Genomic DNA, 26539 nt, shown 5'->3' with positions numbered 1-26539 from the left:
AATTTGAACGAGACTGATCTTATCGGAAAGGTCTCGTTTTTTAACATTGATGATCTGGGTAATTGTAACAATCATATTATGAAGAAAATTTTTGCTGTTCTTTCTCTTTGTGGCGGAATTGCTCTAGCTTCAGCTCAATGGAGTCCTACTACATTGAAAGGAACGGATTTAAAAGAAACAAAGTCCAAGAAATTCTATTCTCTCGATCTTGATTTGATAAGAGATCAGTTGTCAAATGCACAAGCGATGGGAAGAAATAATAAACCAACCTTCATTGATCTGCCAACTTTAGACGGTAAGACCGAACGGTTTGAGGTTTATAGCTTGCCGGTTGTCGAGAAATCTTTGGCAGATCGTTATCAACTAGGTTCTTATGTCGGGACTAAGGTGGGTGAGCCTACGGTTTGGGTAAGATTCAGTGTGTCTCCATACGATTTACAATCGATGATGTTCAAAGATGGACAATATGAATTTATTGAACCATTGGACAAAGAGAAAACTGTTTATGGTGTTTTTCCAAAAACTGAAAAGCAAAAAGGAGAATCTGCATTTTCCTGCACAACCAATGAATCCCCGATCAGTAAACACCAAATTGACCAATTGGCAAAAGGTGCAGATTTTTCGAATTCAGTAACAGATTTTAGTAAAACAAGCGATAAAAAATACAGAACTTATAGGTTAGCAATCTCTGTAATTGGAGAATACACACAATATTTCGGTGGCATTCCACAAGCTTTTGCTGCGATCAATGCTACGGTAACAAGGGTAAATGGTGTTTTTGAAAAGGATTTTGCAATCCATCTGGATGTGCAGGATTTTCCTCAGTTGATTTACACCAATCCGTCAACCGATCCTTACTCCAATGCCAACGTAGGAATTGGTGGTACTTGGAATCTGGAATTACAGCAGACCCTGACTTCTGTCATCGGGAATAATGCTTATGACATCGGCCATTTGTTTGGAAGAACCGGAGGTTCTGGAAATGCTGGAGATGTCGGGAATGTGTGCAGAAATCCGTCCGGCAATTTGGATGCTAATTCAAAAGGAGCAGCCTTCAGTACACCAAAGACAGGCGGTCCGGAGGGCGAACGTTTCGATATCGATCTGGTGGCCCACGAGATGGGACATCAGTTTGGAGCGGACCATACTTATTCTTTTGACATTCAGGCTGCGCCGAATCAAACGGCTCATATGGAACCTGGTTCTGGTTCAACCATTATGGGATATGGAGGCATTTCGATTTTTGATAATGTACAAAACTATTCTGATTCGTATTTTCATACAAGAAGTGTGGAACAGGTTCAGGATTATGTCAATTCCCAGCCTTGTGGAAACAGCAAAACGATTGATAATAGCCCTCCTGTTGTTGCAGTTTTACAAAATAAGACCATTCCAAAGGGTACAGCTTTTGTGCTGAAGGCGGATGCTTCTGATGCTGAAAATGACCCATTGACTTACAGTTGGGAAGAATATGATCTGGCGACAGCTCCGGTAAAATCAGTTACTGATAATAATACTAATGGTGCCAAATTCAGGTCATTGCCTCCTTCTGGCTTACCTTACAGATATTTTCCGAAACTAGGTACGGTGATGGGCGGAAGTTTATCTAACGCAGCAGATTGGGAATCCGTTTCCAATGTGGCAAGAACAATGAATTTCCGGGTTTTGGTTAGAGATAACAATCCGGACGTGACACAACAGCAAACTGCATTTGGTTCACAAACCATTACAGTGGGGAATGACGGACCTTTCAAAATGACAGCATCAAAGGTTTACAATAACGTATCAAGTCCAATTACCTGGGATGTTGTGAATACGCATATTGCACCTTATAATGTGTCCAATGTGAAAATCGATTATTCAGTAGATCAGGGTTTGACTTGGAGTGTTTTAACGAATTCGACACCTAACGACGGATCTGAATCTTTTGATTTTTCAGCAATTACTTCGAATTCACAGATCATTGTGAGGGTTTCTGCGGTTGATAATGTTTTCTATGCTTTAGGAAATATTGCTGTGTCAAGTGTTGGAGCATGTGACGGTTCTGCACCGACTAATTTATTAGCTGCTGACATCACACAGACCACAGCAACTGTAGATTGGGACCTGGTCGCAGGAGCCAGCTATACTTTGAGATATAAAAGATCTTCAGAAAATAATTGGACTGTAATTAATAATATCAATACCAACCATTACGATTTATCTCAATTAGAGATCAATAGATCATATGATGTGGATGTAGCGGCTATTTGCAGTGGAACAACGGGGGCTTATGCTGGTCTCAGATTCTTCACTGGTGCCCATAGCTATTGTACAGCGGAATCTACATATTTGAGTTCTGAAAAGATTGCCAATGTAACGTTCGCAGATATCAATAATAATTCTGCTTCTAATGCAGGCTACGAAGACTTTTCTAATGTTATCGGCAATGTGACGGCTGGGCGGATCTACAACTTCACAGCATCTTCTACGACTGGTTCTTCAGATTTTGATCAGGTAATTGTATGGATCGATCTCAATCAGGATGGCGATTTCGATGATGCTGGAGAAAAAGTTTTAACCACCAGTTATAAAACATCTCCTTGGACTGGTGTTGTAACAATTCCCGCGACTGCTGTAGCTGGAAGAACAAAGATGAGGGTAAGGCTTTATGGGGCTATTTCCAATCCCAATACAACGCCATGCGGAGCTTCTTATTATGGACAGGTAGAGGATTATACTTTGAATATTGGACAATTGGGAGTTTCTGATATTAGCAGTGGCTCTCTCAGATATTATCCAAATCCGGTTACTGATATCCTGCGGGTGACCTCTGACAAAAAAGTACAACAGATTTCTGTTTATAATTCTGCCGGGCAATTGTTGCAGGAGATCAGCAATTCCAATGTTATTGACCTTTCGAGATTATCTTCTGGGGTTTATTTTGTAAAAGCTTCTGTGGAAGGCAAAACAGAAACAGCAAAAGTGATCAAGAAATAGTATAATATTTAATTTGTGTTTTTACGAAGCGAGGCTGATCTTATAGAGACGCCTCGCTTTTATTATTTGAATTTAACTGTTAACGGAAACCTGCGCTTCTTTTTACCAACACCTGCGCTGGAGTTGGCAGAAACCTAAGCAAGAGTTGCCCAACTCCTGCGCAGCTTTTTATTCATTAATAGCCAGGTCTCTTTTGGAAATTTATTTCCGGGTAAAGTTATAGGTTTTTCCGTTTTGCAAAAGCTGCAATTGATTTGGAAAAAAATTGATCTGGATCTTTGCAGGTACAAATTTGAACTCATCTTTATCTACATATTCCAGTTCAAAAGAAGTTTGACCTTTTCCCTGCGCAAACAGTTTTCCGTCTTGTGAAAAGATTTTCAAATCCATAGGAATATCCGGAGAGGTGTAATCTCCAATATATTTCTGGAATTTTTCTGGTGTATCCACAGATTTGGTAGCATCAACTCCGAATTTCGGATAGGTATAATCCATATCATAAATTATACTCAAGATTCCTAATCCTAAAGCATTATGAGGATATTCTTCTCCATTAATGATCATTGAAACAGAATAATCATCTTTCGGATTATATGATGTTATCGAATGACTTCCGGCTGTATCACCACCGTGTCCAAAAGAAACTTTGGTATAAAACGGGACAGCCATTAATCCTAATCCAAAATCTAAAGGCTTTTTAGAAGTTGGCATCATCCTGTCGAGTGTCTCTTTCTTCACGAACTTTCCATTGAATAAAGCATTAATGAAAAGATTCAAATCATTAGGAGTGGAAACGATATCACCCAAACCAATACAATTGTGAAAGTCAAAATCCTCTATTTCTAACCATTTTCCGTCTTTATTTTTATAAGATCTGAAAACATTGGTAGGGTTGTCCAGAACTGAAAAAGTGTTTTTCAAATTCGCTTTGTTTGTAATGTTCTCTTTCAGAAGCACGTTGTAAGGTGTTTTTGTGATTTTCTCCAGAATCCTGCTCAAAAGATAGTATCCGGAATTGGAATATCTCGTTTTTTCTCCCGGCTGGGATTCCACGCCTTGTGCCTTGATCGTATCAAGAATTACTTTGTCTCCAACCGGTTTTTTGAACAACCACTGGTATTGTTCTCCAACATAATCGCCCAATCCACTGGTGTGATTTAACATTGTTTCAATTGTGATTTTATAGGCATTTGGAGCATCTGGAAAATATTTGGAAAGTTTATCACTGAGGTTCAGCTTTCCTTTTTCTACCTGTTGCATTAGCATAATAGCCGTAAATAATTTGCTGACAGAACCAACTTGATAACGTGTATTGGAATCCCATTTTACATTGGACAATTGATCTTGACCAAAGTTTTTCTGGTAAACTTCTTTCCCGTTTCGGAAAATGGAAATACTTCCAACAGACTGTTTATTCTCTGTCATATAATTCAGTAAATCATCAATCTTTTTGGTGTTGATCTCCCTGCTTCCAAGGTCTTCGATTTTTGATTCTTTGGAGATTTTGTCCACATTTTTTTCATTGGTCCTTGAAAGATCCAGATTGAAATCTCTGGAACGTTGCGTAAAAGTTCCCTCAAAATGGTCGGTCTTGAATTGTCCTTTGTAAGACGCATCCAGATCCTTCATTTCGAATATCAGCTCGTTATTTGCAAATTCGGTTCTATCAACGGTAATGGTTTTGTCGCCTTGTTTTGGGCTTTTAGCCGTGGAAATGTATTTGTTCCCATCTTTTTTAATATTCAGAATCAGAGGGAGTTTCATTGCTCCAAGGTCGATTTCGCCTTGCCAGGAACCTGTTAAATCTTGGGTGTGAAAAGTCTGTGCCAATAAGATCAGCACCAATAAAAATTTGGTTTTCATATGTTTGAATTTTGTTTAAAGTATAGTCTGGCTAACGATGACCAGGATAAGTGAAACGACTGCAAAAAGAACAATGTGCTGCCACTTTTTGATATTGGTCGCGGTTTGGAATCCGTTGTAATAAAGTACAAAGCTGTAAATCATAAATGGTAATGTTGCCAATGCAAAAGCGGTGACCAAGATGAGGTTTATAGTTTCTATTTGATTGGGATTGCCAACACTTTTTGTGATACTCTGGGTTGCATTCTTCAAGAATGACATACCGGAGACTGGCATTATTATGATCAGCGGAATAGCGGATACCAGAACCGTGTTGATGATATCAATGATACGGGTCTTATTATTAAAGAATAAAGCAAGAATAAATAGAACAAGAATTGCGAAAATTGTACTCAAAGAATTGATTCTTACAACATCCCAAATCGTCTGGTTTTCTTTCAAAAGAGAAAGATGGAAAATGCTGTCATTTACATTTCCGGCATAGTAACAGCCAAAAATATTCAAAACAAAAAATAGTATTCCTGCGAAGAGAAGATTTTTCTCATCAAATCTCCCGAAAGGGTTAAAAATGGTTTTCCAGGTCATAATTTATTCTTTTACAGTGATGTTTGGATTGATTCTTAGAAGTTCGTTTTTTAATTCTTCAAAATCTCTTGGCGAAATCACGATACTGTTATTTTTATAATATATTTCCACTCTTCCAATAATGCTTGGAGCTGGTGAGGAAAGCAGATTCCAGCTCTTTTCTATTTTATAGATTTCTTTAACATCAATTTTAGTTGTCCCAAAAATTGAATTTTTGATGTAGAGAAATTCATCATCCAAATAATATTTTATAGAAAAACAAAGCCATAAAACCAATACGAATATGAAGATAGGAAAGAGCAAGGCTATCCAGTTAAGTTTTAGAATTTCTTGATAGGTTGAGAAAATCATTACCACTAAAATAAATAATAATAACTCCCAACCGATTCTCACAGGAATACTTTTCATAATTTTCAGTTCTGAAGTTTTTTTACTTTCTCGATGAGATCATCCATTTTGTTTCTCATGGTCGGATAAGAGAGTTCTGCTTGTTTCGCCATTTCTTTGATACTTCCGCTGGATAAAAAAAAGTTGAGGACAAACTCTTGGTCGTCTCTGCTCAGTTTCAAAAGGACCGGAAGTTCATAATCACCATTCACTTGAGTTGCGCAAGAAGGGCATGTCATCTGACTGACGTTAAGAGTATGGTCGCAACTTGGGCATATGATAGGAAGCTTCATTTGTTTTAATTTTGTGTTACAAATGTAATAATTATTTTAATAAAATTAAAAAATACTTTAATTTTATTAAAAATCAATTTGAATTAGATCCATAAAAAAAACTTCCGGAATAGGAAGTTTTGGTTTTGGTAAAATCAATTAATAAAACTGATTAATGATTGATTTCAGTTTTTATTTTGTTGTCATCGGGTTTTATATATTCGTTATAGCTTCCTTGTGAATATGCCTTTTGTTCTATACTGGTAGTTTTTGTGGTCGAGGAGGGCTTCCAAAAATTTTGTTCATATTTTTTGGAAACGCTTAGTGAGCAGATAGGACTTTTGGATGTTATTTTAAGCTTTACCAATGTTATGTAATTGATCTCAGAAAAAAAGAATTGAGGAATTTTCTCTGTCGATTCCTGAATCTCACCGTTAGCGTAGGTAACAGTCCATTTGTAAAGATAGTCGGAGATCCTATTTTCATTTGGGAAAAAAGAAATGACAGACTCACTGACCTTAACCTCTTTGAAATCATCGATGTTTATCCCACAATTGTTTTGTGCGACACCTGGTTTGTTTTCAACAACTTCAACTGTTTTTCCACATTCTACAGGTCCTTTGTCGGTCAATATCGATACGCTGATGTTGTTTTTACCAACATCTTTAGGCGTTAAGTTTATTTTGTTGGTTTTGAGGCTTCCTTCGAACGTTACATTCTTGTCGTTTGATGATTTCCATAGATAGCATTCTTCACACTGGCCCTTTGTATCTACTGTGAAAGAAGTTGTTTCATTTAATTTTAAAATATTGCTTCCAGAAATTGTACATTGTGCATAAGAGGAATTGATCGCCCATAGTCCGGCAACCATAAATAAATATTTTTTCATGTTTTTGTGTTTAGATTCCTCCTTTAAATGCAAAAATCATACCTGGATAACTCCGAGGTTGAATTTTTCTGTAATTGGAGCATGGTTGGCAGCTTCTATTCCCATACTGATCCATTTTCTTGTATCCACAGGATTGATGATCGCATCTGTCCAAAGCCTTGCTGCAGCATAAGTTGGCTGAGTTTGTCTGTTGTAATCTTTCAGTATTTTGTCAAGAATCTCCTTTCTTTCATCCTCGGATATCTCCTTTCCTTGCTTTTTAAGAGCCGATTCCTGGATTTGAAGAAGAACTTTTCCTGCTTGTGAACCACCCATTACTGCAAGTTCTGCCCAAGGCCAAGCTACGATCAATCTTGGATCATAAGCTTTTCCACACATGGCGTAATTTCCTGCACCGTAAGAGTTTCCTGTGATCACTGTGAATTTGGGAACTACAGAATTGGAAACGGCATTTACCATTTTTGCACCATCTTTTATGATGCCGCCGTGTTCGGATTTGGAACCGACCATAAAACCAGTGACATCCTGAAGGAAAACCAAAGGGATCTTTCTTTGGTTGCAATTGGCAATGAAACGTGTCGCTTTGTCAGCCGAATCGGAATAGATCACACCACCGAACTGCATCTCTCCCTTACCACTTTTTACCAGTTTTCTTTGGTTGGCAACGATTCCAACGCTCCAGCCGTCGATTCTTGCTGTTGCACAAATAATACTTTTCCCATAGTCTGGTTTGTATTCTTCGTATTCAGAATTGTCGACAAGGCATTTTATGATATCAAAAGTGTCATATTGCTCTGATCTTGCAATCGGCATTATTCCAAAAATATTTTCAGGATTTTCTTTTGGTGGAAAACTTTCTATCCTGTCGAATCCGGCTTTGTCAAAATCTCCGATAGATTTCATTATATTTTTGATCCTGTCCAGAGCATCTTTGTCATCTTTTGCTTTGTAATCTGTAACGCCGGATATCTCACAATGTGTCGTTGCACCTCCAAGAGTTTCATTGTCGATGTTTTCTCCAATTGCAGCTTTTACAAGATAGCTTCCCGCTAAGAAAATACTTCCGGTTTTGTCCACGATCATCGCCTCATCACTCATAATTGGGAGGTAAGCACCTCCGGCTACACAACTTCCCATGATGGCAGAGATCTGAACGATTCCTGCTGCACTCATCTTGGCATTATTCCTGAAAATCCTTCCGAACATTTCTTTGTCTGGGAAGATCTCATCTTGCATTGGTAAGAAAACACCAGCAGAATCAACCAAATAGATGATTGGTAAACGATTTTCCATGGCTATTTCCTGAGCTCTAAGGTTTTTCTTTCCTGTGATCGGGAACCAGGCCCCTGCTTTTACCGTAGCGTCATTCGCAACTACAATGCATTGTTTTCCAGAGATGTATCCTATTTTCACAACCACGCCACCTGCGGGGCAGCCGCCTTGCTCTTCATACATTTCGTAACCTGCAAATGCGCCGATTTCTATGGATTCAGAATTTTTATCAAAAAGATATTCCAATCTTTCTCTGGCGGTCATTTTTCCTTGGTCTCGTTGTTTTTGGAGTGCTTTTTCTCCACCCCCCAACTTAATTTTTGCCAGGTTTTTTTTAATGTCAGAAAGTTTTAGCTTGTTAATATCTTCTCTTTTGTTGAACTCTAGATCCATAAGGTTTTTCTTTGGCGTTAAAGATAAAATTTTTTAGATAATGACAAAGCAATTGTATCAGAAGATAACATAACATAATATTTTTTGCTTTTCTACGTTACATAAACAAAATGAAATGAATTTTTAGTTAGTTTATGTTTATTTTTAATAAGTTATTATTAAAAGATCCGTATAAAGATTTTGTACGGATTTTTTTGATGTCGATATTCTGGAACAAAAAATAACTTTGCCTTGTCTACTTCTTATTAATCAGTAATTTTTGTCATAAGTTTGCAAATTGAAAGATCAATATCATATTAATGAAGAACTCTTATTTGCTGAGGTTACATTTTATCGTTTTTTTATGGGGTTTTACTGCCATTTTAGGAAAACTGATTTCTACAGATGCCAATGTTCTCGTCTTTTACAGAATGTCATTCGCTGCAGCTTTTCTATATTTATATATCAGAATTATCAAGAAAGAAAGTATAAAGATAACAAAAGTATTATTGTTTAAACTTATAGGAATAGGAAGTGTGATGGCCTTTCATTGGCTTTTCTTTTTCCAATCCATAAAAGTTTCCAACGTTTCTATTGCATTATCTTGTCTGTCATTATCTACATTGTTTGCATCATTGATAGAGCCTTTGGTTTTTAAAAGAAAACCGGATTGGATAGAAGTTGTCATTGGACTAATTATAGTAGTTTGTATTTCTTTGATATTCAATGCAGAACTTAAGTATAAAGAAGGTATTTTCTATGGGATCTTATGTGCGCTTTTCGGAACAATATTTTCGGTTTTCAATGGGAAGATTTTTGGAAAAACGAGTTCCGGAAATATAATTTTCTATGAGATTGCCGGAGGATGGCTGGTCATTAGTTTATTTTTTCTTTTTACTGGACAAATTTCTTCGGTTAGCGAAATAAGTTATACCGATATTGCGTTAATAGTATTGTTGGCTTCTGTTTTTACAGCTTATCCAATGTTTGAGAGTGTGAAGCTTATGAAGTTCATTTCACCTTTTACATTGATCTTGACTGTAAATCTGGAACCTGTTTATGGGATTATTCTGGCTTTTTTTATCTTTGGGGCATCAGAGCATATGAGTCCTGTCTTTTATATCGCTTCTTTGGTGATGATAATTGCTATCATTGTCAATGGTATTATAAAATCGAGAAGAAAAAAAGAAGATATGACTACAGAACCAAACCATCTGTAAACATTTTTTGATGAAAAGAATTTTATTTTTTTTACTGTTTATTTTTTGTCAAATTTTTGATGCCCAGATCATCAGAAAATATTCTAATGAATTCCTGAATATCGGTGCTGGTGCAAGAGGACTGGCAATGGGAGGCGCTGTTGTTTCCAATCAGGATGATGTGTATTCCCCAATGTGGAATCCCGCCGGACTTTTGCGGATAGACAGAGATTGGCAAGCTGCTGCAATGCACGCAGAATATTTTGAATCGATAGCCAAATACGATTATATCGCATATGCCAAACCTTTGGACAATGAAAATGGCGTTTTTGCAATCTCTTTGGTAAGACTAGGTGTGGATAATATTCTTAATACAACTCAATTAATTGATTCTGAGGGTAATATTGATTATGATAAAATCAGTTCCTTCTCTACTTCAGATTATGCGGCTTTGTTCTCGTACGCATTTCATCCAAATGGGAATCACAGATTAGACGTCGGGGCTACTGCAAAAGTGGTTTACCGGAATGTGGGAAAATTTGCGAGTGGTTATGGTTTTGGATTTGATCTGGGAGCAATTTATCATACAGATACAGATTGGAATCTTGGTTTTATGCTAAGAGATGCTACAACAACTGTCAACTTTTGGACAATCAACCAGAAAGAATTATCTGCTGTTGTTAATGGTGAAGAATTCAACCCTGCTCCCGCAGACAAAATGGAAATCACGATGCCAAAACTAAATCTTGGTGTAAGTCGCACTTATGAATTCAATAGAGACCTGAAACTTTTGCCAGAAGCAGGATTGAACATCGATTTTGCGAAAACAGCAGCACTTATTTCCACAGATTTTGCTAGTATAACGCCTTATGTCGGTGGAGAGCTGATCTTCCAGGACATGATCTTTGTTAGATTAGGACTCAACAGATTTCAAACGCTTTCGGATATTGAGGATCTGAAAAGAAAAGTATCTTTCCAGCCAAGTGCGGGTATTGGGATCAAATATAAGGGCTTGACTTTGGACTATGCGATAACCAACTCCGGGATTGGCGGTTCTAATTTTTACTCCAACTTCTTTTCTCTGAAATTGGATATAAACGGTTTTAGGAATTAAAAAAATAACTAACTTTCACCAATGAAAAAGCTCTCAATTTTTTTATCTGTGTTTTTACTTGTTTTGATCAAAGCTCAAAATATTTCTGATTATAAGTATATTTTAATTCCAACAGAATTCAGTGATTTTAAAGAAAACAGATCATATGGTCTTAACAATTTTTTAGAAAGATCGTTGAAATCAAAAAAATATATCGTGCTTTCCGAGACAAAAAGCCAATGGCCACAAGATGCATTGACGAATCCATGCAAAATTCTGATTGCCGATATTTTGGATGATAAAAGCATGTTTAGAAACAAGATCATTCTTCAGTTCAAAGATTGCAATAGCAAAGTGGTCTATTCCGAAAAATCCAGTAGTACGATCAAAGAATTTGAACAAGGTTATCAGGATGCACTGAAGCAAGGATTGGTTAAAGTCCCTATTTCTAATCCTAGTCAGGAGATAGAAAAGCTTGCTGAATCTAAGTCTACGGAAGAAGTCAAGAGAAATGATGATGTTAAAATAACTCAGGCTCCAACGGCACAAAGATACAAGAATGGAAACTTGAGCCTGCAGAAAATTCAAATTGACGATAGTCAATTTATCTTGGTGGATGGAAATAGTTCTGTTCCTTATGCAACTTTCAAATCAACCAATAAAGCAGATGTTTTCCGAGTGAAACTTGCTTCCGGAGAATCAACGATCGGTTACTACGAAAATGGAAATATTATCATCGAGATTCCTAAAAGCAACGGTGATTTTACCAAAGAAGTTTTCTCTGCAAATTAAATTCGATGTAAATATTCAATATATAAAAGCTCCAAATTCTGGAGCTTTTTTAAATTAGGAATTAGAAAAATTTGACCTTATTTATTAGGTTGCGGTGTATATCTCAAATATGGTTTTATAATTTTTACACCTTTCGGGAATTTTTTCTCGGCATCTTCCTGTGAAACAGCTGGCGGAATGATCACATCTTCTCCATCTTTCCAGTCGACAGGTGTTGCTATGCCATAGCCATCAACCAATTGTAAAGAATCCAAAACTCTCAATATTTCTGTGAAATTTCTTCCAGTAGAAGCAGGATAGGTAATAATCAACCTTACTTTCTTATTTGGGTCAATAATTAATAGAGATCTTACAGTCAATGTGGCACTAGCATTCGGATGGATGAAGTCATAAAGTTCCGAAACTTTCTTATCCTGATCGGCAATGATTGGAAACTCTACTTCTGTATTTTGAGTTTCGTTGATGTCTGAGATCCAACCTTTGTGATTATCGATTCCATCAACACTCAAAGCCAAAACCTTTGTGTTTCTTTTATCGAATTCTGGCTTTAGTTCGGATGTTTTCCCAAGTTCTGTCGTGCAAACAGGTGTGTAATCTGCGGGATGGGAAAATAGTATTCCCCAAGAATCACCCAGATATTCATAAAAATTAAGATTTCCTAAACTGCTTTCTGCGTCAAAATCCGGAGCGGTATCGCCAAGTTTAATAGACATATTATTAATATTTTATAATTAAGTGATAACAAATTTAATAATAAAAATCTCAATTCATACTAAATTAGTATTATTTATTTTTAAGGATAAAAAAAACCACAGATTCTGCGGTTTTAAATGTATTTGTGAAAGTTGCGATTACAAAGTTCCAACTTTGCTGTCATTAATTTTGTATTTAGCAATAACCTCTTCGTAAGTCATTTTCTTTAAATCTTCAGAATTTGCATTTTTTCCATAGACTGCAGGAACTAAAACTACTCTGAATGTTTGATTATTTAAATACTGTGGTGTAGTACTGATATCATAAGTTCCTCCGGCATATATCATAAAATCATTTTTAGAAAAATCAAAATCATAATCTAATTCTCCTTCATTCAAGTAAAGGGTTCTAGGTATTTGTTGCCATACAGGAGAGTTGCCGGTTGTTCCCGTTTGTCTGAAGATGATCACATAGTCTTGATCTAGCATAGGATTATTGAAATTCTGTCCATAATGCCAACCATCCGTTGAATTATATGAAAAATTAACATTTCTCAAATCATACACAGCTGGATAATCAACATCTACTTGTACATAATCATCATCGTCATCCTTACAACTGAAGATGAAAACGCTAGCAACTAGCAATAATAAAAGGGGCAAAAACTTTTTCATAGGTATAAATATTTTACGTTAAAATTTTAATTACAAATTACAGACCATAAAAATAGCTTTTTTCCGTGGAATTAATATCTTTATGGAAACTTTCTGAATTTTAGATTTTCAAAATATGAAAAGGTTAAGTCTTCTTATAATAACTTTTATTTCGCAATTTTATTTCACTCAGTATCAGCCCAAAAATATTTCCAGTTTGGAAATCAAAAAAGCGAATGATTGGGTAGATAAAACTTACAATTCACTTTCGCAAGATGAGAAGTTGGGACAATTATTTATTGTTGCACTTTATACCAATAAAGATGAAGCTCATATCAGCCAAATTAGAAATATTGTTAACCAAGATAAAATTGGTGGATTAATTCTAATGCAGGATGATGCTGAGAGAGAAATCAATCTGGTTAATGAATTTCAAGCGAAATCAAAAGTTCCATTAATGATCGGGATGGATGCGGAATGGGGATTATTCCAAAGAATTGCAAAAGCACATAAATATCCTTGGGCAATAGTTTTAGGAGCAATTCAGGATAAAAATTTGATTTACGAGATGTCTGCGAAGATTGCCGAAGATTGCAAGAGAATGGGGATCAATTGGGATTTTGCACCCGTTGTAGACGTGAATACAAATCCAAATAATCCGATTATTGGAAACAGAAGTTTTGGTTCAGATGTCAATAATGTGGTGAGTTCCGCTTTAGCTTATTCCAACGGTTTGCAGGATAACAAAGTTTTGGCAGCCATCAAACATTTCCCAGGTCACGGAGACACTTCTACTGATTCTCATTTGGATTTGCCTGTCGTTTCCCATAATTTGGAACGATTGGAAAAAATAGAAATTGCACCTTTCAAAGCCTTGATGAATAGAGGAATTGGTGGCGTTATGGTTGCGCATCTATATGTTCCGACTTTGGAAAATGAAAAGGGAATTCCAGCTTCGGTTTCTAAAAAAATCGTGACCGGCATTTTGAAAGAAAAATTAGGTTACAAAGGGTTGATTATTACCGATGCCCTTAATATGGGTGCAGTTGCGAACAAATTCAAAGCGGGGGAATTGGATGCATTGGCTTTCAAAGCTGGGAATGATATTATGCTGTTTTCACAAGATGTTGCAACGGGAAAAAAACTGATTCAGCAAGCGATTGATAAAGGAGAAATTTCCCAAAACAGAGTAGAAGAGAGCGTGAAGAAAATTCTTTTGACGAAGTATTATTTAGGTTTAGATAAATACAACAATATCAATCCTGAAAATGTTAATGATGATTTGAATAATGCGTCCCATTCTGCTCTAGTTCAGAAAATGTATGCAAACGCGTTGACATTGATCAAAGACGATAAAAAGCTACTGCCATTGGATTGTAAAGAAACTTACTACTATGTTCCATTAGAAGAAGCACCTTATGAAATTTTTCTAAACCAACTGAATACAGGAACAACCGTGATTGTTAAAAATACTAATGAAATCAATACAATCCCAGCCAATTCAAAAGTGATCATCGGTTTTCATAAAGATAATTCTACAGCCTACAAACCTTACAAAATTTCAGATGCAAGCAAGAAGGTCTTATCAGATCTAAGCAAAAACCAAAATATAATTCTAGATGTTTTTGGAAGTCCTTATGCACTGAAGGATATTGATATTTCTAAAGTTTCTACAGTTCTGGTTTCTTACGAGAACAATGTTGACTCGATGAAAGCTGCAGCCAACGGAATTCTTGGTCAAACAAAAATCTGGGGCAGACTTCCGGTGTTGGTGAACAATAATTTAAAATTCGGAATGGGAATGGATATTGAAGCTAAAAATCCAGCCAATCAAACTGATAGAAAAAATAGCTTAGAAACAAAAAATTCTAAGACTGTAATTGAGTAAATTTGTTACGCTTTAAAAAAGCAAAAAAGTCTTTATACTTTTTACATAATACATTGTACAAAAAGAAATGAAAATAGGAATACTTTGCTATCCAACTTACGGCGGAAGCGGAATTGTGGCAACAGAATTAGGAATGAGTTTAGCCGATAAGGGCTTTGAAGTTCATTTCATCAGTTCGGCTTTGCCAGCACGTTTGGACGTTACCAATCCGAATATATTTTTCCATAAAGTGAACGTTCAGACCTATCCATTGTTCCAGTATCAGCCTTATGATATCGCATTGTCGTCGATGATTTATCGTGTGGTGAATCTTTACAAGTTGGATATTTTGCACGCACATTATGCGATTCCTTATGCTTATGCAGCTTTTACAGCAAAGCAAATGTTGAAAGCGGATAACAAAGATGTTCCTTTGGTTACGACACTTCACGGAACGGACATTACTTTGGTAGGTCAGCATCCGAGTTACAAGCATGCGGTTGAGTTTTCTATCAATCAAAGTGATGCGATAACATCGGTTTCCGAAAGTTTGAAAAAAGATACACTTCAGTTTTTCAATATTCAGAAAGAGATTCAGGTGATTACGAATTTTATTGATAATTCCGAATTCGAAGAATGTACAACTTGCCAACGAGAACAATTTGCGAGTGACGACGAGAAAATCTTGATTCACGTTTCCAATCTTCGACCGGTTAAGAGAATTCAGGATGTTTTGGAGATTTTCAAAAATGTCAACAAGAAAATAAAATCAAAACTGATTATCATAGGAGAAGGTCCGGAAATGGAGAAGATTTCCGAATTCATGGAACATAATCCCGATTTGATTGGAAAAATCAAATTACTTGGAAAAGTCAATAATCTGTATCATATTTTACAGCTTTCTGATGTGTTTCTTTTGCCTTCAGAACAGGAAAGTTTCGGTCTGGCGGCGTTGGAAGCAATGGCGGCGAGAACACCAGTTATCAGTAGTAATGCGGGCGGAATCCCGGAAGTTAATATTCAGGGAGAAACTGGATTTTTGGCGGAAACCGGGAATGTGGAAGCAATGTCCAATTATTGTATCAAGCTTTTGAGTGATGAAAACCTTCTTGCTGAAATGAAAAAGAATGCGAAAGCACAAGCCATCCATTTTGATTTGAAAAACATTCTTCCGATCTATATCGAGATGTATGAGAATACAATCGCAAAATTTGAAGAAGCAAAATATAAAGAAGTTTAAAAGTTTTTATTTAAATATGATGTGAGTCGCAAAATTAATTTGCGACTTTTTTGTTGTTCTAACTCATAATTATTTGAACACTAATGGTTTGTTAAAATTTATTTTATAAATTAGAGAAAAATATTTCTAATAATTTACAAAATCATCAAAAGCACAACATTATGAGTATCAAAAAACATTTTCTTACATTTTTCTTTTTGTTCATTAGCTTTCTTGCGTATTCTCAAATCGATACGGTTACAATGACTGACGGCAAAGAAGTCCGTGGAAAAGTCGTGAAATACAATCCGAATGACATCCAATTTGTTTATCAGAACGAAACTTTGGAGTACACGCTCAACAAAAAAGACATTTCGAAAATCACATTTTCTTCCGGTCGCATCGAGTATCTTAATGATATGAATGACTCCACAAAATCCAATCAGGCAGTTGGCGATTATCACAACAAAGTGGCGATTCTGCCTTTCGGTTATGTGAAAGACCAAGAGAAAACCAACGAGACGATGACGAAAAAGATCCAACAGGAAACTTACACGATTTTCAATTCCAAAAAACAGAATCTCAAATTCCAAGACCCGACTGAAACCAATGCATTATTATACAAGGCAGGAATCAATGAAAGCAATCTTCAAGGCTTCACAATGGGCGAAGTCTGTCATATCCTGAATGTGGAATATGTTATCAGCGGTTTGGTGTCTATAGAAAAGTCAGGAGTTTACACATCAAATTACGGAAGTTCCCAGACCAATGCTTCACAGAAAAATAACAGTGTGAAGGTCAATTCTACGGACTCGTCTTCTAGCAGAATTTACCAGAATTATGAGACCAGCATTACGATGAACATTTTCTCTATCAATGGCGACAATCTTTTCACACAGAATCATAATTCGTTTTGGCCTTACGAAAACGCCTATAAAACCACTTTGGATTATTTGGCGAAAAGAACTCCGCTTTATAAGAGATAATTTTGTTTGGGCATCTTAATCCGCCTTCCGCTCCCAAACCTAACGAAGTGATTCGACGTAGTCAATCTTTTCAATTCACTTCGTTGCGTAAAAAGGATTTCCATACAAGTCGGAATGCGAGTGATTCAACGTCAAAAAAATATTTGAGAATTAAAATATTTCTGTAAATTAACCTTCCGTAGTTCTTGCTGCGGAAGGTTTTTATTTAACGAAAAATCACAGACACAAATGAATGAAGAAATATTACAATATCTCTGGAATTTTAAGAAATTCCGGAACTTTGATTTTGTCTCTACAGACGGACGAAAAATCGAAATATTAGAATTCGGAGAATGGAACAAGAATTCTGGTCCGGATTTTCTCTTTGCCAAAATTAAGATTGACGACCTAATTTTTGCAGGCAATATCGAGATTCACACCAAAGCTTCTGATTGGTTTTTCCATAATCATTCCGGCAATCCTGAGTTTGGGAACCTGATTCTTCACGCTGTTTATCTCAATGATTGTGATATTCCGGAATTAGAAAAACAGAATATACCAACACTTGAACTCAAAAATTATATTGATAAGGAACTGATTCAAAAACATCAGAATTTAAGCCAAGAACATTCTTTCATTGCGTGTGAAGAATTGTTTGATGAAAATAGAATTCCCTTGTTTTTTGAAGAAACTGTTTTGCTTAAAAAGTTAGAAGCTAAATCTCAAATCTTTGAAGAGTCTTTAATAAAAAACCGAAGTAATTATGAAGCAGTTTTGTTTCAAAATCTGGTCTATAATTTCGGATTGAAAGTGAATGCGGAAATTTTTCTTCAAATGGCAGAAAGTCTGGACTTTTCTGTGATTCAGAAAATCAAACAAAATGATATTCATTTGGAAGCTTTATTCTTTGGAATCTGTGGATTTTTGGAGGAGTCAAAAGATGAAATAATGCAAATTTGGAAACGGGAATTTGATTTTTTGAAAGTGAAATTCAATTTGTCAGATTTTAAGATTCATCCAAAATTTTCAAAACTTCGCCCTCCCAATTTTCCGACAATCCGATTGTCACAATTAGCGAATCTCTATCATTCTCAACCGTATCTTTTTTCAAAACTAATTGAAGCAAGATCAATTGATGATCTATATAAAATCTTAGAAGATGTGAAAGCTTCTGAATATTGGGATAATCGTTTCAACTTTGGAAAGATTTCATCCGTTGAAAGTAAGAAATACCTCAGTCAGGATTTTATCGATTTGATTATCATTAACACGATTTTGCCACTGAAATATTTCTATCATAAAAACCATAATCCAGAAATTGTTGATGATATTTTCGATTTCTATAAACAAATGAAACCTGAGAAAAATTCTATTTTAGATGAATGGAAAAAATTAGGAATGAAGTTTGAAAATGCGTTGCAAACACAAGCTTTTCTTTATCAATACAAAGTATTCTGCAATCAGAAAAAATGCTTAAATTGCAGTATTGGTTTTCAATTACTGAATAATGATAGATAATATTAGACACAGATTCGAGAGAGAATGGTTTGGAGTGCTTACGAGATACGGAACTAAATTAGGAATCCCGGTTTCCAAACTACGTGTTTTCTTTATCTATTCTACATTTGCAACAGCTGGGATTTTCTTTATTTTCTATCTTACTTTGGCTTTTTTGCTTTGGATAAAAGATTGTGTTGTGACTAAACGACCTAGTGTTTTTGATTTGTAAATTTATAATTCTGAATAAAAAAATCCGATTGAATTTTCAATCGGATCTATATTTCAAAAGAAGTCTAAAATCTGACCTCTAAAATCTAATGTCTATTATTTAAGGATTAGCTGTAGAAATGTTTGCTGTAACATATTCTCTGTTCATTCTTGCGATGTTTTCAAGAGAAATACCTTTTGGACATTCTACTTCACAAGCGCCGGTATTTGAACAGTTTCCGAAGCCTTCTTCGTCCATTGCTTTTACCATATTCAGAACTCTTCTTTTTGCTTCTACGCGACCCTGAGGTAACAATGCGAACTGAGAAACTTTCGCTCCTACGAACAACATTGCAGAACCGTTCTTACAAGAAGCTACACAAGCTCCACAACCGATACAAGCCGCAGCATCCATTGCTTTGTCTGCATCTTCTTTCGGAACCGGAATTGCATTGGCATCCAGAGTATTTCCGGAAGTGTTCACTGAAACAAATCCACCAGCTGCCATTACTCTGTCAAATGCACTTCTGTCAACCACTAAATCTTTGATCACTGGAAAAGCAGCACTTCTCCATGGTTCGATGTGGATGGTTTCGCCATCTTTAAAATGGCGCATATGCAGCTGACAAGTTGTAATCCCAGTATCCGGACCATGCGCTCTACCATTGATGTAAAGTGAACACATCCCGCAGATTCCCTCGCGGCAGTCGTGGTCAAACGCTACAGGGTCTTTCCCTTCGTTGATCAACTGCTCGTTTAGGATATCCAACATTTCCAAGAATGAAGAATCCGTAGAAACATCAGAAATTTTATAGGTATCGAATTGTCCCTTCGATTTATTATTTTTTTGTCTCCAAATTTTCAGCGTAAGATTTAGGCCTTTTTTTGCACTCATTTTTATATATTTTTGAATGGAGATTATTTGTAACTTCTTGCTTTAACTTCAATATTCTCATACACAAGCTCCTCTTTGTGTACTACAGATTGATTGATGTCCATACCTTTGTATTCCCACGCAGCTACGTATTTGTAGTTTACATCATCACGTTCTGCTTCTCCATCCGGAGTAGAGTGGTCTTCACGGAAGTGTCCTCCACAAGATTCGTTTCTGTTAAGCGCATCGATTGCCATCAGTTGTCCTAATTCCAAGAAATCCGCCACTCTGAAAGCTTTTTCCAATTCCGGATTCAAGTTATCAGCTTCTCCCGGAACTTTTACATTTTTCCAGAACTCATTTCTAACTTCCTCGATTTCTTTGATTGCTTCTCTCAGTCCTTCAGGTGTTCTTCCCATTCCAACTTTGTTCCACATAATGTGACCTAATTGTTTGTGGAAATGGTCAACAGTGTGTGTGCCTTTATTGGTCAAAAAGAAATTAATTTTGTCCTTGATTCCTTTTTCGGCATCGTTAAATTCCGGAGTTTCTGTTGATATTTTTCCGGTTCTGATATCTGCAGAAAGATAATCAGCAATTGTATAAGGCAATACGAAATAACCGTCGGCCAAACCTTGCATCAAAGCAGATGCTCCTAATCTGTTGGCACCGTGGTCTGAGAAGTTGGCTTCTCCAATTACAAAACATCCCGGAATTGTAGATTGTAAATTATAATCCACCCAAACACCTCCCATTGTGTAGTGAACCGCAGGATAGATCTTCATTGGTGTTTTGTAAGGGTCATCAGCAGTGATCTTCTCGTACATTACGAATAGATTACCATATTTCTCCTCAATCCATTTTTTACCAAGGTCATAGATCTGTTGTTCCGTTGGATTATGAATATGTTTTTCGATAGCCGCTTCTTTACCTTTTTTCATGATTTCTGTCGAGAAATCCAGATAAACGCCTTCTTTCGTATCATTATTTTCAATTCCGTAACCTGCGTCACATCTTTCTTTTCCAGCTCTGGAAGCAACGTCTCTTGGCACCAAGTTTCCAAAAGCAGGATATCTTCTTTCAAGATAGTAATCTCTATCTTCTTCTTTGATATTTTCTGGTCTAAGTCTTCCTTCTCTGATGGCAACTGAATCCTCGATGTTTTTAGGAACCCAGATTCTTCCGGAGTTTCTAAGGGATTCTGACATCAAGGTCAATTTAGACTGTTGAGTTCCGTGAACCGGAATACAAGTCGGGTGAATCTGAACATAACAAGGATTTGCAAAATAGGCTCCTTTTTTGTGGATTTTCCAAGCTGCAGAAACGTTTGAACCCATTGCATTGGTAGAAAGGAAATATACGTTTCCATAACCTCCGGAAGCAATGACTACTGCATGAGCAGAATGTCTTTCGATTTCACCAGTTACAAGGTTTCTTGCGATGATTCCTCTTGCTTTTCCATCAACAATTACAAGGTCAAGCATCTCGTGACGGTTGAACATCTGGATTCTACCTTTTCCGATTTGACGGCTCATCGCAGAATAAGCTCCTAATAATAACTGTTGCCCGGTTTGTCCTTTTGCGTAGAACGTTCTTTTTACCTGAACTCCACCAAATGAACGGTTATCCAATTGACCACCATACTCACGTCCGAATGGAACACCTTGAGCAACACATTGGTCAATAATGTTTGCAGAAACTTCAGCTAACCTGTAAACGTTAGCTTCTCTTGCACGGTAATCCCCACCTTTGATAGTGTCATAGAACAACCTGTAAGTTGAATCTCCGTCACCTTGGTAATTCTTTGCAGCATTGATACCTCCTTGAGCTGCAATAGAGTGCGCTCTTCTTGGAGAATCCTGATAGCAGAACGCTTTTACGTTATATCCCTGTTCGGCAAGAGTTGCAGCGGCAGAACCACCTGCTAATCCTGTCCCAACAATGATGATATCTATTTTGTCCCGGTTGTTTGGAGCAACCAAGTTCATATGGTCTTTATGATTTTTCCATTTGTCCTTAAGTGGACCAGCAGGAATTTTTGAATCTAAACTCATAATTTACTTTTTATTATTGAGTAACGAAGTGATAAATTGCGATGATAATGAACCCAAGCGGAATAATGATAGAATACCAATTCCCAAATGCTTTGATAAAAGGGGTGTACTTTGGATGTCTTGCTCCAACTGATTGGAAAGAAGACTGAAAGCCGTGTGCTAAGTGCAATCCTAATAATACGAAAGCAATCACATAAAGAACAACTCTCCATACATCGTGGAATTTGTGGTGCAATTCTTCCCAATATCTCAATTCATCTGGATTGTTTCCTTGGATATACTTGTAGCTGATCTCCGGAATCCAGAAATCGTAAAAGTGCAATGCTATAAATGCTAAAATTACAGCTCCTGAAATAATCATATTTCTGGACATCCACGTTGAGTTAGCAGAACCCTGGTTCATAGCATATTTTACCGGTCTTGCATTGTTATTTCTGATTTCCAGAACAAATCCCATCACAAAGTGGAATACGACTGCAAAAATCAAGATTGGCTGCATCAGAAACTGAACTGCAGGGTTATATCCCATAAAATGCGATGCCGTGTTAAAAGCATCCTCACTGAAAATGGAAATCATATTGGTGGATAGGTGCATCACCAAAAAAATCAGCAAGAACATTGCTGAAAGTGCCATAGCATATTTTCTGCCTATAGAAGACGTAATCCCTGCCATAATTCTATTGTTATTTTGAATTTTCACAAATTTAGAAAATAGTTGAATCATATAACATTGAGAAATGTCAGAAAAATATAGTTTGTAATCTTTCTAAATAACTTTAAATGAATGTTAACAATATTTCTGGTTTGATGATCATTCTATGTTAAATAAAAAGAAAAATCCCGAAATTACTTCGGGATTCTGGTCTATTATAATTCTTTTCTCAATCTTGCAACTGGAATATTCAGTTGTTCGCGATATTTAGCAATAGTTCTTCTTGCTATGTTATACCCTTTTTCTTTCAGGATCCCTACAAGAGCATCGTCCGTGTAAGGTTTTCTTTTATTTTCTTTGTCAATCGCTTCCTGCAAATGCTGTTTGATTTCTTTTGTTGAAACCTCTTCGCCATCATCATTTGTTAGCGAATCTGAGAATAAGTTTTTCAAATAGATAATTCCGTTCGGGGTGTCAGCATATTTGCTTTTTACAACTCTGGAGATTGTAGAGATATCAAATCCTGTAATGTCAGCAACATCTTTCAGGATCATTGGTCTGATGTTCTTCTCATCGCCGGAAATGAAATAATCTTTCTGAAGTTTTACGATCGCCGTAATGGTTTGCAGAAGTGTATTTTGTCTTTGATTGATCGCATCGATGTACCATTTTGCTGCATCTAATTTCTGTTTGATGAATAGTGCGGCCTGCTTGTGTTCTGCAGATTTTTTGTCGTGAGAATAAGTTGTAAGGATCTCTTTGTACTCGTCAGAAACACGAAGAGATGGTGCATTTTTGTTGTTTAATGTTGGAATGACTTGATTATCCTTTACCTGGATCACAAAATCTGGGATGATCTCTTGATTGATAGTAATAGTCTGCGTGTCAAAATTTCCACCAACTTTTGGCGACAATCTGGAAATCTCGTCCAAAGCGCCTTTCAGATCTTCTTCATCGATGTCATATTTTTGAAGGATCTTGTTGTAATGTTTATTAGCAAGCGCATCAAATTGATTACGTAAAATATTTCCAGCCAAGATCACGGAGGAATCAGAGCTTACTTTTTTCTCGATTTGTAAAAGCAGACATTCCCTCAGGTCTCTTGCTCCAACACCTGGCGGATCCAATTTCTGGACATAATTTTCCAAAATATCGGTCACTTTTTCCTGTGTTGTATAAACACCTTGTGAAAAAGCAAGGTCATCAACGATTGATTTGATCTCTCTTCTCAGATAACCGTCTGTATCAAGATTTCCTATAAGATATTCTGCGATTTTCAGATCTTCTTCATCAATGCTTGAAAGGCGGATCTGTTCCAAAAGATAATCATAAAGCGTTTGTCCTTCTGTTAAAAGAGATTGGTTGTCAAATTCTTCATCGTCTGCAGAATAATTGCTGGAAGCGGTTTTGTAACTTGGCTCGTCATCATAAAGATATTCGTCAACATCAAAATCGGTTTCGATGCTCTCATTGCCTTCGCTTTCGTATTCTTCATCAGCTTTTGGATATTCTTCTTCGGAATTTTCGTCCTCTACTTTTTCTAAAGCAGGATTTTCTTCCAATTCTCTTTCAAGTTCTTCTTCAAATTCCAAAGTATGAAGCTGGATCAACTTCATCAACTGAATTTGTTGAGGCGCTAATTTTTGTCCGAGTTTAAGTTGTAGATTTTGCTTTAGCATAATTTTGATATTTGTCAATTAAAGTCAACTTTACGAAGTTAGAAAAATATTTTTTAAAAACAATAAGTTTAGCACGATTTTTGATGAATGATATTTAGCATTAAAAAAACCTTCAGAATTTCTGAAGGTTTTTTTGCTTTTTTTATATTTAGTCAGTTTCTAAAATTCTGCATTTTTAGGTGTTCTTGGGAAAGGAATCACATCTCTGATATTCGTCATTCCGGTTACGAAAAGTACCAATCTTTCAAGACCTAAACCAAATCCAGCGTGCGGAACAGAACCGAATTTTCTAGTGTCAAGATACCACCAAAGTTCGTGCTCGTCAACACCAAAATCTTTCATTTTCTCAAGAAGAACATCGTGTCTCGCTTCTCTTTCAGAACCGCCGATGATTTCGCCAATTCCTGGGAAAAGAACATCCATTGCGGCAACTGTTTTTCCGTCGTCATTCAGTTTCATATAGAAAGCTTTGATTTCTTTCGGATAATCGAAAAGAACAACTGGCGTTTCAAAGTGTTTCTCCACTAAATATCTCTCGTGCTCAGACTGCAAATCTGTTCCCCATTTCTCAATCGGATATTGGAATTTTCCTTTTTTATTTTCCTTCGAGTTTAATAAAATCTCAATCGCTTCCGTGTAAGAAACTCTCTTGAAACGCTTCGCTACCACGTTTTGAAGTTTTTCAATCAAGCCTTCTTTAGCTCTGTCTTTTTCAGGCTTTCCTTTTTGCTCTTCTTCGAAACGTTTGTCAAGGAATTCCAAATCGTCTTTGCAGTTATCCAAAACGTACTGAATCACATATTTCAAGAAATCCTCAGCAAGGTCGATGTTATTTTCAAGATTGTTGAACGCCACTTCTGGCTCAATCATCCAAAACTCAGCTAAGTGACGCGTTGTATTAGAATTTTCTGCACGGAAAGTAGGTCCGAAAGTGTAAATTCTTCCCAATCCCATCGCTGCAGTTTCACCTTCCAATTGTCCTGAAACAGTCAAGTTGGTTTTCTTTCCGAAAAAGTCCTGAGAAAAATCAATTTCTCCTTCTTCGGTTTTCGGCATATTGTTAAGGTCGAAATTCGTAACGCCGAACATTTCGCCAGCGCCTTCTGCATCAGCGCCAGTGATGATTGGCGTATTGATGTAGAAAAATTGATTTTGATTAAAGAAAGAGTGAATCGCAAAACTCACCGAGTGACGGATTCTGAAAACCGCCCCAAAAACATTGGTTCTGAATCTCAAATGCGCCTGCTCACGCAATTTTTCCAAACTGTGTTTCTTTGGCTGAAGAATCGTTGATTGCAATTCCTCAAAGAAATTGTCACCCAGAATCGTGATTTTTTTCGCAATGATTTCCACGGTTTGTCCCGCGCCTTGGCTTTCCACCACTTCACCTACAATTTTCAAAGACGAAGCCGTATTGATTTTCTTGATGGTTTCCTCATCAAAACTTTCAAAATCAACCACGATTTGCAAATTATTAATCGTAGAACCATCATTTAGCGCGATAAAACGATTGGAACGGAAAGCCCGAACCCAACCCTGAACGGTAATGTCGTGATGTAATACTTTTTTGTAATCTGCTAATAGGTCTTTAATTGTCTGTCGTTTCATTGTACAAAATTAATGTGCGCAAATTTACGAAAAAACGTTGTAAATAGATATTAGATATAAACTTTAGATTAAAAAATGAAAAACTTTTGCGCTTTTTATTTATTGACACTTAAGTTTATGTGAAATGACGATAAATAGTTCACACAAGAACAATTAAGTTTTATAAATCTTCGATTTAACTTATGTGAACTTTTCTCCACGAATTTTTAATTTATTCTTAGGTGACTTAAGTGTTTAAAAATTTGCTTAAAGTTTTGAATATCTTAATTCAACAAAACAGATTTTTTAATACTTTTTCCATTTCGTATTTTCCAGGCGTGATACGAACTTGGAACATCGAACTGCCATTTCGGTAAAATTAAAATAATCAAAATAACATCCAGATGCGAGATAAAACCCAAGACCACAGAAAGATAAAAAGCCCAGCCAGCTTCGGAAAATCCAATAAGGGAAGTGAAAGCGATGAGCAAACTCAATCCCCAAAGTTTGGCCAGCCAAGCGTGTGTACAAGTTTCTTTCCCGAATTTCCAAAGACTGATGATGTAGCACAAAGCTTCCATTATGAAAATCAAAGCGATGCTTTTCCAGTGTTCTTGGACGATTTCGGGATTCAGAAAATAGGTGGCGAAACCAATTGATAACCAAAAGACCAAATCGGTTTGGCTGTCCAATCGTCTCAGTTTTTCTGATGAAACGCCAACTTTTCGGGCAATGATTCCATCAAAAATATCGGTGAACAATCCGAAGTACATTAATGTTAAAATCAAATTACGAGAATTTTCGATTTCAAAATAAGCCAATAGAAAAATAATTGGCGCAATAAGAAATCTTGTCGCAATGAGAATATATGGCAACTTTTTCATAA

At 36.4% G+C, this 26539-nt stretch carries 23 protein-coding genes; 9 read left to right on the top strand and 14 right to left on the bottom strand.

All coding sequences use genetic code 11. From position 1 onward, the window contains the following. The first annotated feature begins 78 nt into the window (after positions 1-78). Positions 79-2979, top strand: coding sequence for a reprolysin-like metallopeptidase (locus BLT30_RS16960; protein WP_245707204.1), 2901 nt, complete (start codon positions 79-81; stop codon positions 2977-2979). A 201-nt stretch (positions 2980-3180) separates the two neighbouring features. Here BLT30_RS16960 and BLT30_RS16955 read toward each other — a convergent pair whose 3' ends face one another. The 6 genes from BLT30_RS16955 to BLT30_RS16930 all read right to left on the bottom strand — a co-directional run bounded on the left by BLT30_RS16955 (position 3181) and on the right by BLT30_RS16930 (position 8640). Beyond that, positions 3181-4842, bottom strand: coding sequence for a serine hydrolase domain-containing protein (locus BLT30_RS16955; protein ID WP_089874849.1), 1662 nt, complete (start codon positions 4840-4842; stop codon positions 3181-3183). A gap of 15 nt (positions 4843-4857) precedes the next feature. After that, complete coding sequence (locus BLT30_RS16950; RefSeq protein WP_089874847.1) at positions 4858-5427, bottom strand: YIP1 family protein; 570 nt, start codon at positions 5425-5427, stop codon at positions 4858-4860. Positions 5428-5430: 3 nt separating this feature from the next. After that, entirely contained in the window at positions 5431-5835 is a 405-nt protein-coding gene (locus tag BLT30_RS16945) for a PH domain-containing protein (RefSeq protein WP_089874845.1), read from the bottom strand. 5 nt (positions 5836-5840) lie between these two features. Next, on the bottom strand, positions 5841-6107 hold the full coding sequence (locus BLT30_RS16940) for a DUF2089 family protein (RefSeq protein ID WP_027383622.1): 267 nt from the start codon (positions 6105-6107) through the stop codon (positions 5841-5843). A gap of 151 nt (positions 6108-6258) precedes the next feature. Then, on the bottom strand, positions 6259-6975 hold the full coding sequence (locus tag BLT30_RS16935) for a hypothetical protein (protein WP_089874844.1): 717 nt from the start codon (positions 6973-6975) through the stop codon (positions 6259-6261). A 36-nt stretch (positions 6976-7011) separates the two neighbouring features. Then, positions 7012-8640, bottom strand: a complete 1629-nt coding sequence (locus tag BLT30_RS16930) for an acyl-CoA carboxylase subunit beta (protein WP_089874842.1) — start codon at positions 8638-8640, stop codon at positions 7012-7014. A 299-nt stretch (positions 8641-8939) separates the two neighbouring features. Between BLT30_RS16930 and BLT30_RS16925 the strand changes: the two genes are divergently transcribed. Genes BLT30_RS16925 through BLT30_RS16915 form a run of 3 tightly spaced genes read left to right on the top strand, consistent with a single transcriptional unit; the run spans position 8940 to position 11703 of the window. After that, the gene (locus tag BLT30_RS16925; RefSeq protein ID WP_089874841.1) at positions 8940-9839 is read left to right on the top strand and encodes a DMT family transporter; all 900 of its coding nucleotides are present in this window, start codon (positions 8940-8942) and stop codon (positions 9837-9839) included. Between the two features lie 10 nt (positions 9840-9849). Then, positions 9850-10932, top strand: coding sequence for a putative type IX sorting system protein PorV2 (locus BLT30_RS16920; protein WP_089874839.1), 1083 nt, complete (start codon positions 9850-9852; stop codon positions 10930-10932). A 21-nt stretch (positions 10933-10953) separates the two neighbouring features. Beyond that, positions 10954-11703: a hypothetical protein gene (locus BLT30_RS16915; RefSeq protein ID WP_089874837.1), complete on the top strand. Its 750-nt coding sequence runs from the start codon at positions 10954-10956 to the stop codon at positions 11701-11703. Positions 11704-11780: 77 nt separating this feature from the next. Here the strand turns inward: BLT30_RS16915 and BLT30_RS16910 are convergent, their stop codons facing one another. Together BLT30_RS16910 and BLT30_RS16905 are read right to left on the bottom strand one after the other, a co-directional pair. Then, positions 11781-12416, bottom strand: coding sequence for a peroxiredoxin (locus tag BLT30_RS16910; RefSeq protein ID WP_089874835.1), 636 nt, complete (start codon positions 12414-12416; stop codon positions 11781-11783). 138 nt (positions 12417-12554) lie between these two features. Beyond that, positions 12555-13043, bottom strand: coding sequence for a hypothetical protein (locus BLT30_RS16905; RefSeq protein ID WP_175487224.1), 489 nt, complete (start codon positions 13041-13043; stop codon positions 12555-12557). A 142-nt stretch (positions 13044-13185) separates the two neighbouring features. Here BLT30_RS16905 and BLT30_RS16900 point away from each other — a divergent pair, with 142 nt between their 5' ends. The 5 genes from BLT30_RS16900 (at position 13186) to BLT30_RS16880 (ending at position 18829) form a co-directional block, all read left to right on the top strand. Further along, on the top strand, positions 13186-14937 hold the full coding sequence (locus tag BLT30_RS16900; protein ID WP_089874831.1) for a glycoside hydrolase family 3 protein: 1752 nt from the start codon (positions 13186-13188) through the stop codon (positions 14935-14937). Positions 14938-15004: 67 nt separating this feature from the next. Beyond that, positions 15005-16156: an N-acetyl-alpha-D-glucosaminyl L-malate synthase BshA gene (bshA, locus tag BLT30_RS16895; protein ID WP_089874829.1), complete on the top strand. Its 1152-nt coding sequence runs from the start codon at positions 15005-15007 to the stop codon at positions 16154-16156. 161 nt (positions 16157-16317) lie between these two features. Beyond that, complete coding sequence (locus BLT30_RS16890; protein ID WP_089874827.1) at positions 16318-17121, top strand: hypothetical protein; 804 nt, start codon at positions 16318-16320, stop codon at positions 17119-17121. Positions 17122-17349: 228 nt separating this feature from the next. Next, on the top strand, positions 17350-18618 hold the full coding sequence (locus BLT30_RS16885; protein WP_089874825.1) for a DUF2851 family protein: 1269 nt from the start codon (positions 17350-17352) through the stop codon (positions 18616-18618). After that, the gene (locus BLT30_RS16880) at positions 18608-18829 is read left to right on the top strand and encodes a hypothetical protein (protein WP_027383612.1); all 222 of its coding nucleotides are present in this window, start codon (positions 18608-18610) and stop codon (positions 18827-18829) included. Before BLT30_RS16885 ends, BLT30_RS16880 begins: the two co-directional genes overlap by 11 nt. Positions 18830-18928: 99 nt before the next feature. Here BLT30_RS16880 and BLT30_RS16875 read toward each other — a convergent pair whose 3' ends face one another. The 6 genes from BLT30_RS16875 to BLT30_RS16850 all read right to left on the bottom strand — a co-directional run bounded on the left by BLT30_RS16875 (position 18929) and on the right by BLT30_RS16850 (position 26537). Next, positions 18929-19702: a succinate dehydrogenase/fumarate reductase iron-sulfur subunit gene (locus BLT30_RS16875; protein WP_089874823.1), complete on the bottom strand. Its 774-nt coding sequence runs from the start codon at positions 19700-19702 to the stop codon at positions 18929-18931. Between the two features lie 23 nt (positions 19703-19725). Beyond that, complete coding sequence (locus BLT30_RS16870) at positions 19726-21738, bottom strand: fumarate reductase/succinate dehydrogenase flavoprotein subunit (protein ID WP_089874822.1); 2013 nt, start codon at positions 21736-21738, stop codon at positions 19726-19728. A 10-nt stretch (positions 21739-21748) separates the two neighbouring features. After that, entirely contained in the window at positions 21749-22408 is a 660-nt protein-coding gene (locus BLT30_RS16865) for a succinate dehydrogenase cytochrome b subunit (protein WP_089875101.1), read from the bottom strand. Between the two features lie 194 nt (positions 22409-22602). Continuing rightward, complete coding sequence (rpoN, locus tag BLT30_RS16860; protein WP_089874820.1) at positions 22603-24066, bottom strand: RNA polymerase factor sigma-54; 1464 nt, start codon at positions 24064-24066, stop codon at positions 22603-22605. A gap of 159 nt (positions 24067-24225) precedes the next feature. Continuing rightward, positions 24226-25674, bottom strand: coding sequence for an asparagine--tRNA ligase (asnS, locus tag BLT30_RS16855; protein ID WP_089874818.1), 1449 nt, complete (start codon positions 25672-25674; stop codon positions 24226-24228). A gap of 263 nt (positions 25675-25937) precedes the next feature. Next, a complete protein-coding gene (locus tag BLT30_RS16850) occupies positions 25938-26537 on the bottom strand; it encodes a CDP-alcohol phosphatidyltransferase family protein (protein ID WP_089874816.1) in 600 nt (199 codons plus the stop codon). Between the last annotated feature and the right edge of the window lie 2 nt (positions 26538-26539).

Source organism: Epilithonimonas hungarica (assembly GCF_900102265.1).
In the GTDB taxonomy this organism is placed as follows: Bacteria; Bacteroidota; Bacteroidia; order Flavobacteriales; family Weeksellaceae; genus Epilithonimonas; species Epilithonimonas hungarica.
This window is presented reverse-complemented; position numbering and strand designations above follow the sequence as displayed.

Bases quoted from the DNA above. Each gene is read 5' to 3' on its own strand.
- BLT30_RS16950 (WP_089874847.1), bottom strand. From the start codon at position 5,427: ATGACCTGGAAAACCATTTTTAACCCTTTCGGGAGATTTGATGAGAAA.
- BLT30_RS16945 (WP_089874845.1), bottom strand. From the start codon at position 5,835: ATGAAAAGTATTCCTGTGAGAATCGGTTGGGAGTTATTATTATTTATT.
- BLT30_RS16865 (WP_089875101.1), bottom strand. From the start codon at position 22,408: ATGGCAGGGATTACGTCTTCTATAGGCAGAAAATATGCTATGGCACTT.
- BLT30_RS16955 (WP_089874849.1), bottom strand. From the start codon at position 4,842: ATGAAAACCAAATTTTTATTGGTGCTGATCTTATTGGCACAGACTTTT.
- BLT30_RS16875 (WP_089874823.1), bottom strand. From the start codon at position 19,702: ATGAGTGCAAAAAAAGGCCTAAATCTTACGCTGAAAATTTGGAGACAA.
- BLT30_RS16960 (WP_245707204.1), top strand. From the start codon at position 79: ATGAAGAAAATTTTTGCTGTTCTTTCTCTTTGTGGCGGAATTGCTCTA.
- BLT30_RS16935 (WP_089874844.1), bottom strand. From the start codon at position 6,975: ATGAAAAAATATTTATTTATGGTTGCCGGACTATGGGCGATCAATTCC.
- BLT30_RS16850 (WP_089874816.1), bottom strand. From the start codon at position 26,537: ATGAAAAAGTTGCCATATATTCTCATTGCGACAAGATTTCTTATTGCG.
- BLT30_RS16880 (WP_027383612.1), top strand. From the start codon at position 18,608: ATGATAGATAATATTAGACACAGATTCGAGAGAGAATGGTTTGGAGTG.
- BLT30_RS16915 (WP_089874837.1), top strand. From the start codon at position 10,954: ATGAAAAAGCTCTCAATTTTTTTATCTGTGTTTTTACTTGTTTTGATC.
- BLT30_RS16925 (WP_089874841.1), top strand. From the start codon at position 8,940: ATGAAGAACTCTTATTTGCTGAGGTTACATTTTATCGTTTTTTTATGG.
- BLT30_RS16930 (WP_089874842.1), bottom strand. From the start codon at position 8,640: ATGGATCTAGAGTTCAACAAAAGAGAAGATATTAACAAGCTAAAACTT.
- rpoN (WP_089874820.1), bottom strand. From the start codon at position 24,066: ATGCTAAAGCAAAATCTACAACTTAAACTCGGACAAAAATTAGCGCCT.
- asnS (WP_089874818.1), bottom strand. From the start codon at position 25,674: ATGAAACGACAGACAATTAAAGACCTATTAGCAGATTACAAAAAAGTA.
- BLT30_RS16900 (WP_089874831.1), top strand. From the start codon at position 13,186: ATGAAAAGGTTAAGTCTTCTTATAATAACTTTTATTTCGCAATTTTAT.
- BLT30_RS16940 (WP_027383622.1), bottom strand. From the start codon at position 6,107: ATGAAGCTTCCTATCATATGCCCAAGTTGCGACCATACTCTTAACGTC.
- bshA (WP_089874829.1), top strand. From the start codon at position 15,005: ATGAAAATAGGAATACTTTGCTATCCAACTTACGGCGGAAGCGGAATT.
- BLT30_RS16920 (WP_089874839.1), top strand. From the start codon at position 9,850: ATGAAAAGAATTTTATTTTTTTTACTGTTTATTTTTTGTCAAATTTTT.
- BLT30_RS16890 (WP_089874827.1), top strand. From the start codon at position 16,318: ATGAGTATCAAAAAACATTTTCTTACATTTTTCTTTTTGTTCATTAGC.
- BLT30_RS16885 (WP_089874825.1), top strand. From the start codon at position 17,350: ATGAATGAAGAAATATTACAATATCTCTGGAATTTTAAGAAATTCCGG.
- BLT30_RS16910 (WP_089874835.1), bottom strand. From the start codon at position 12,416: ATGTCTATTAAACTTGGCGATACCGCTCCGGATTTTGACGCAGAAAGC.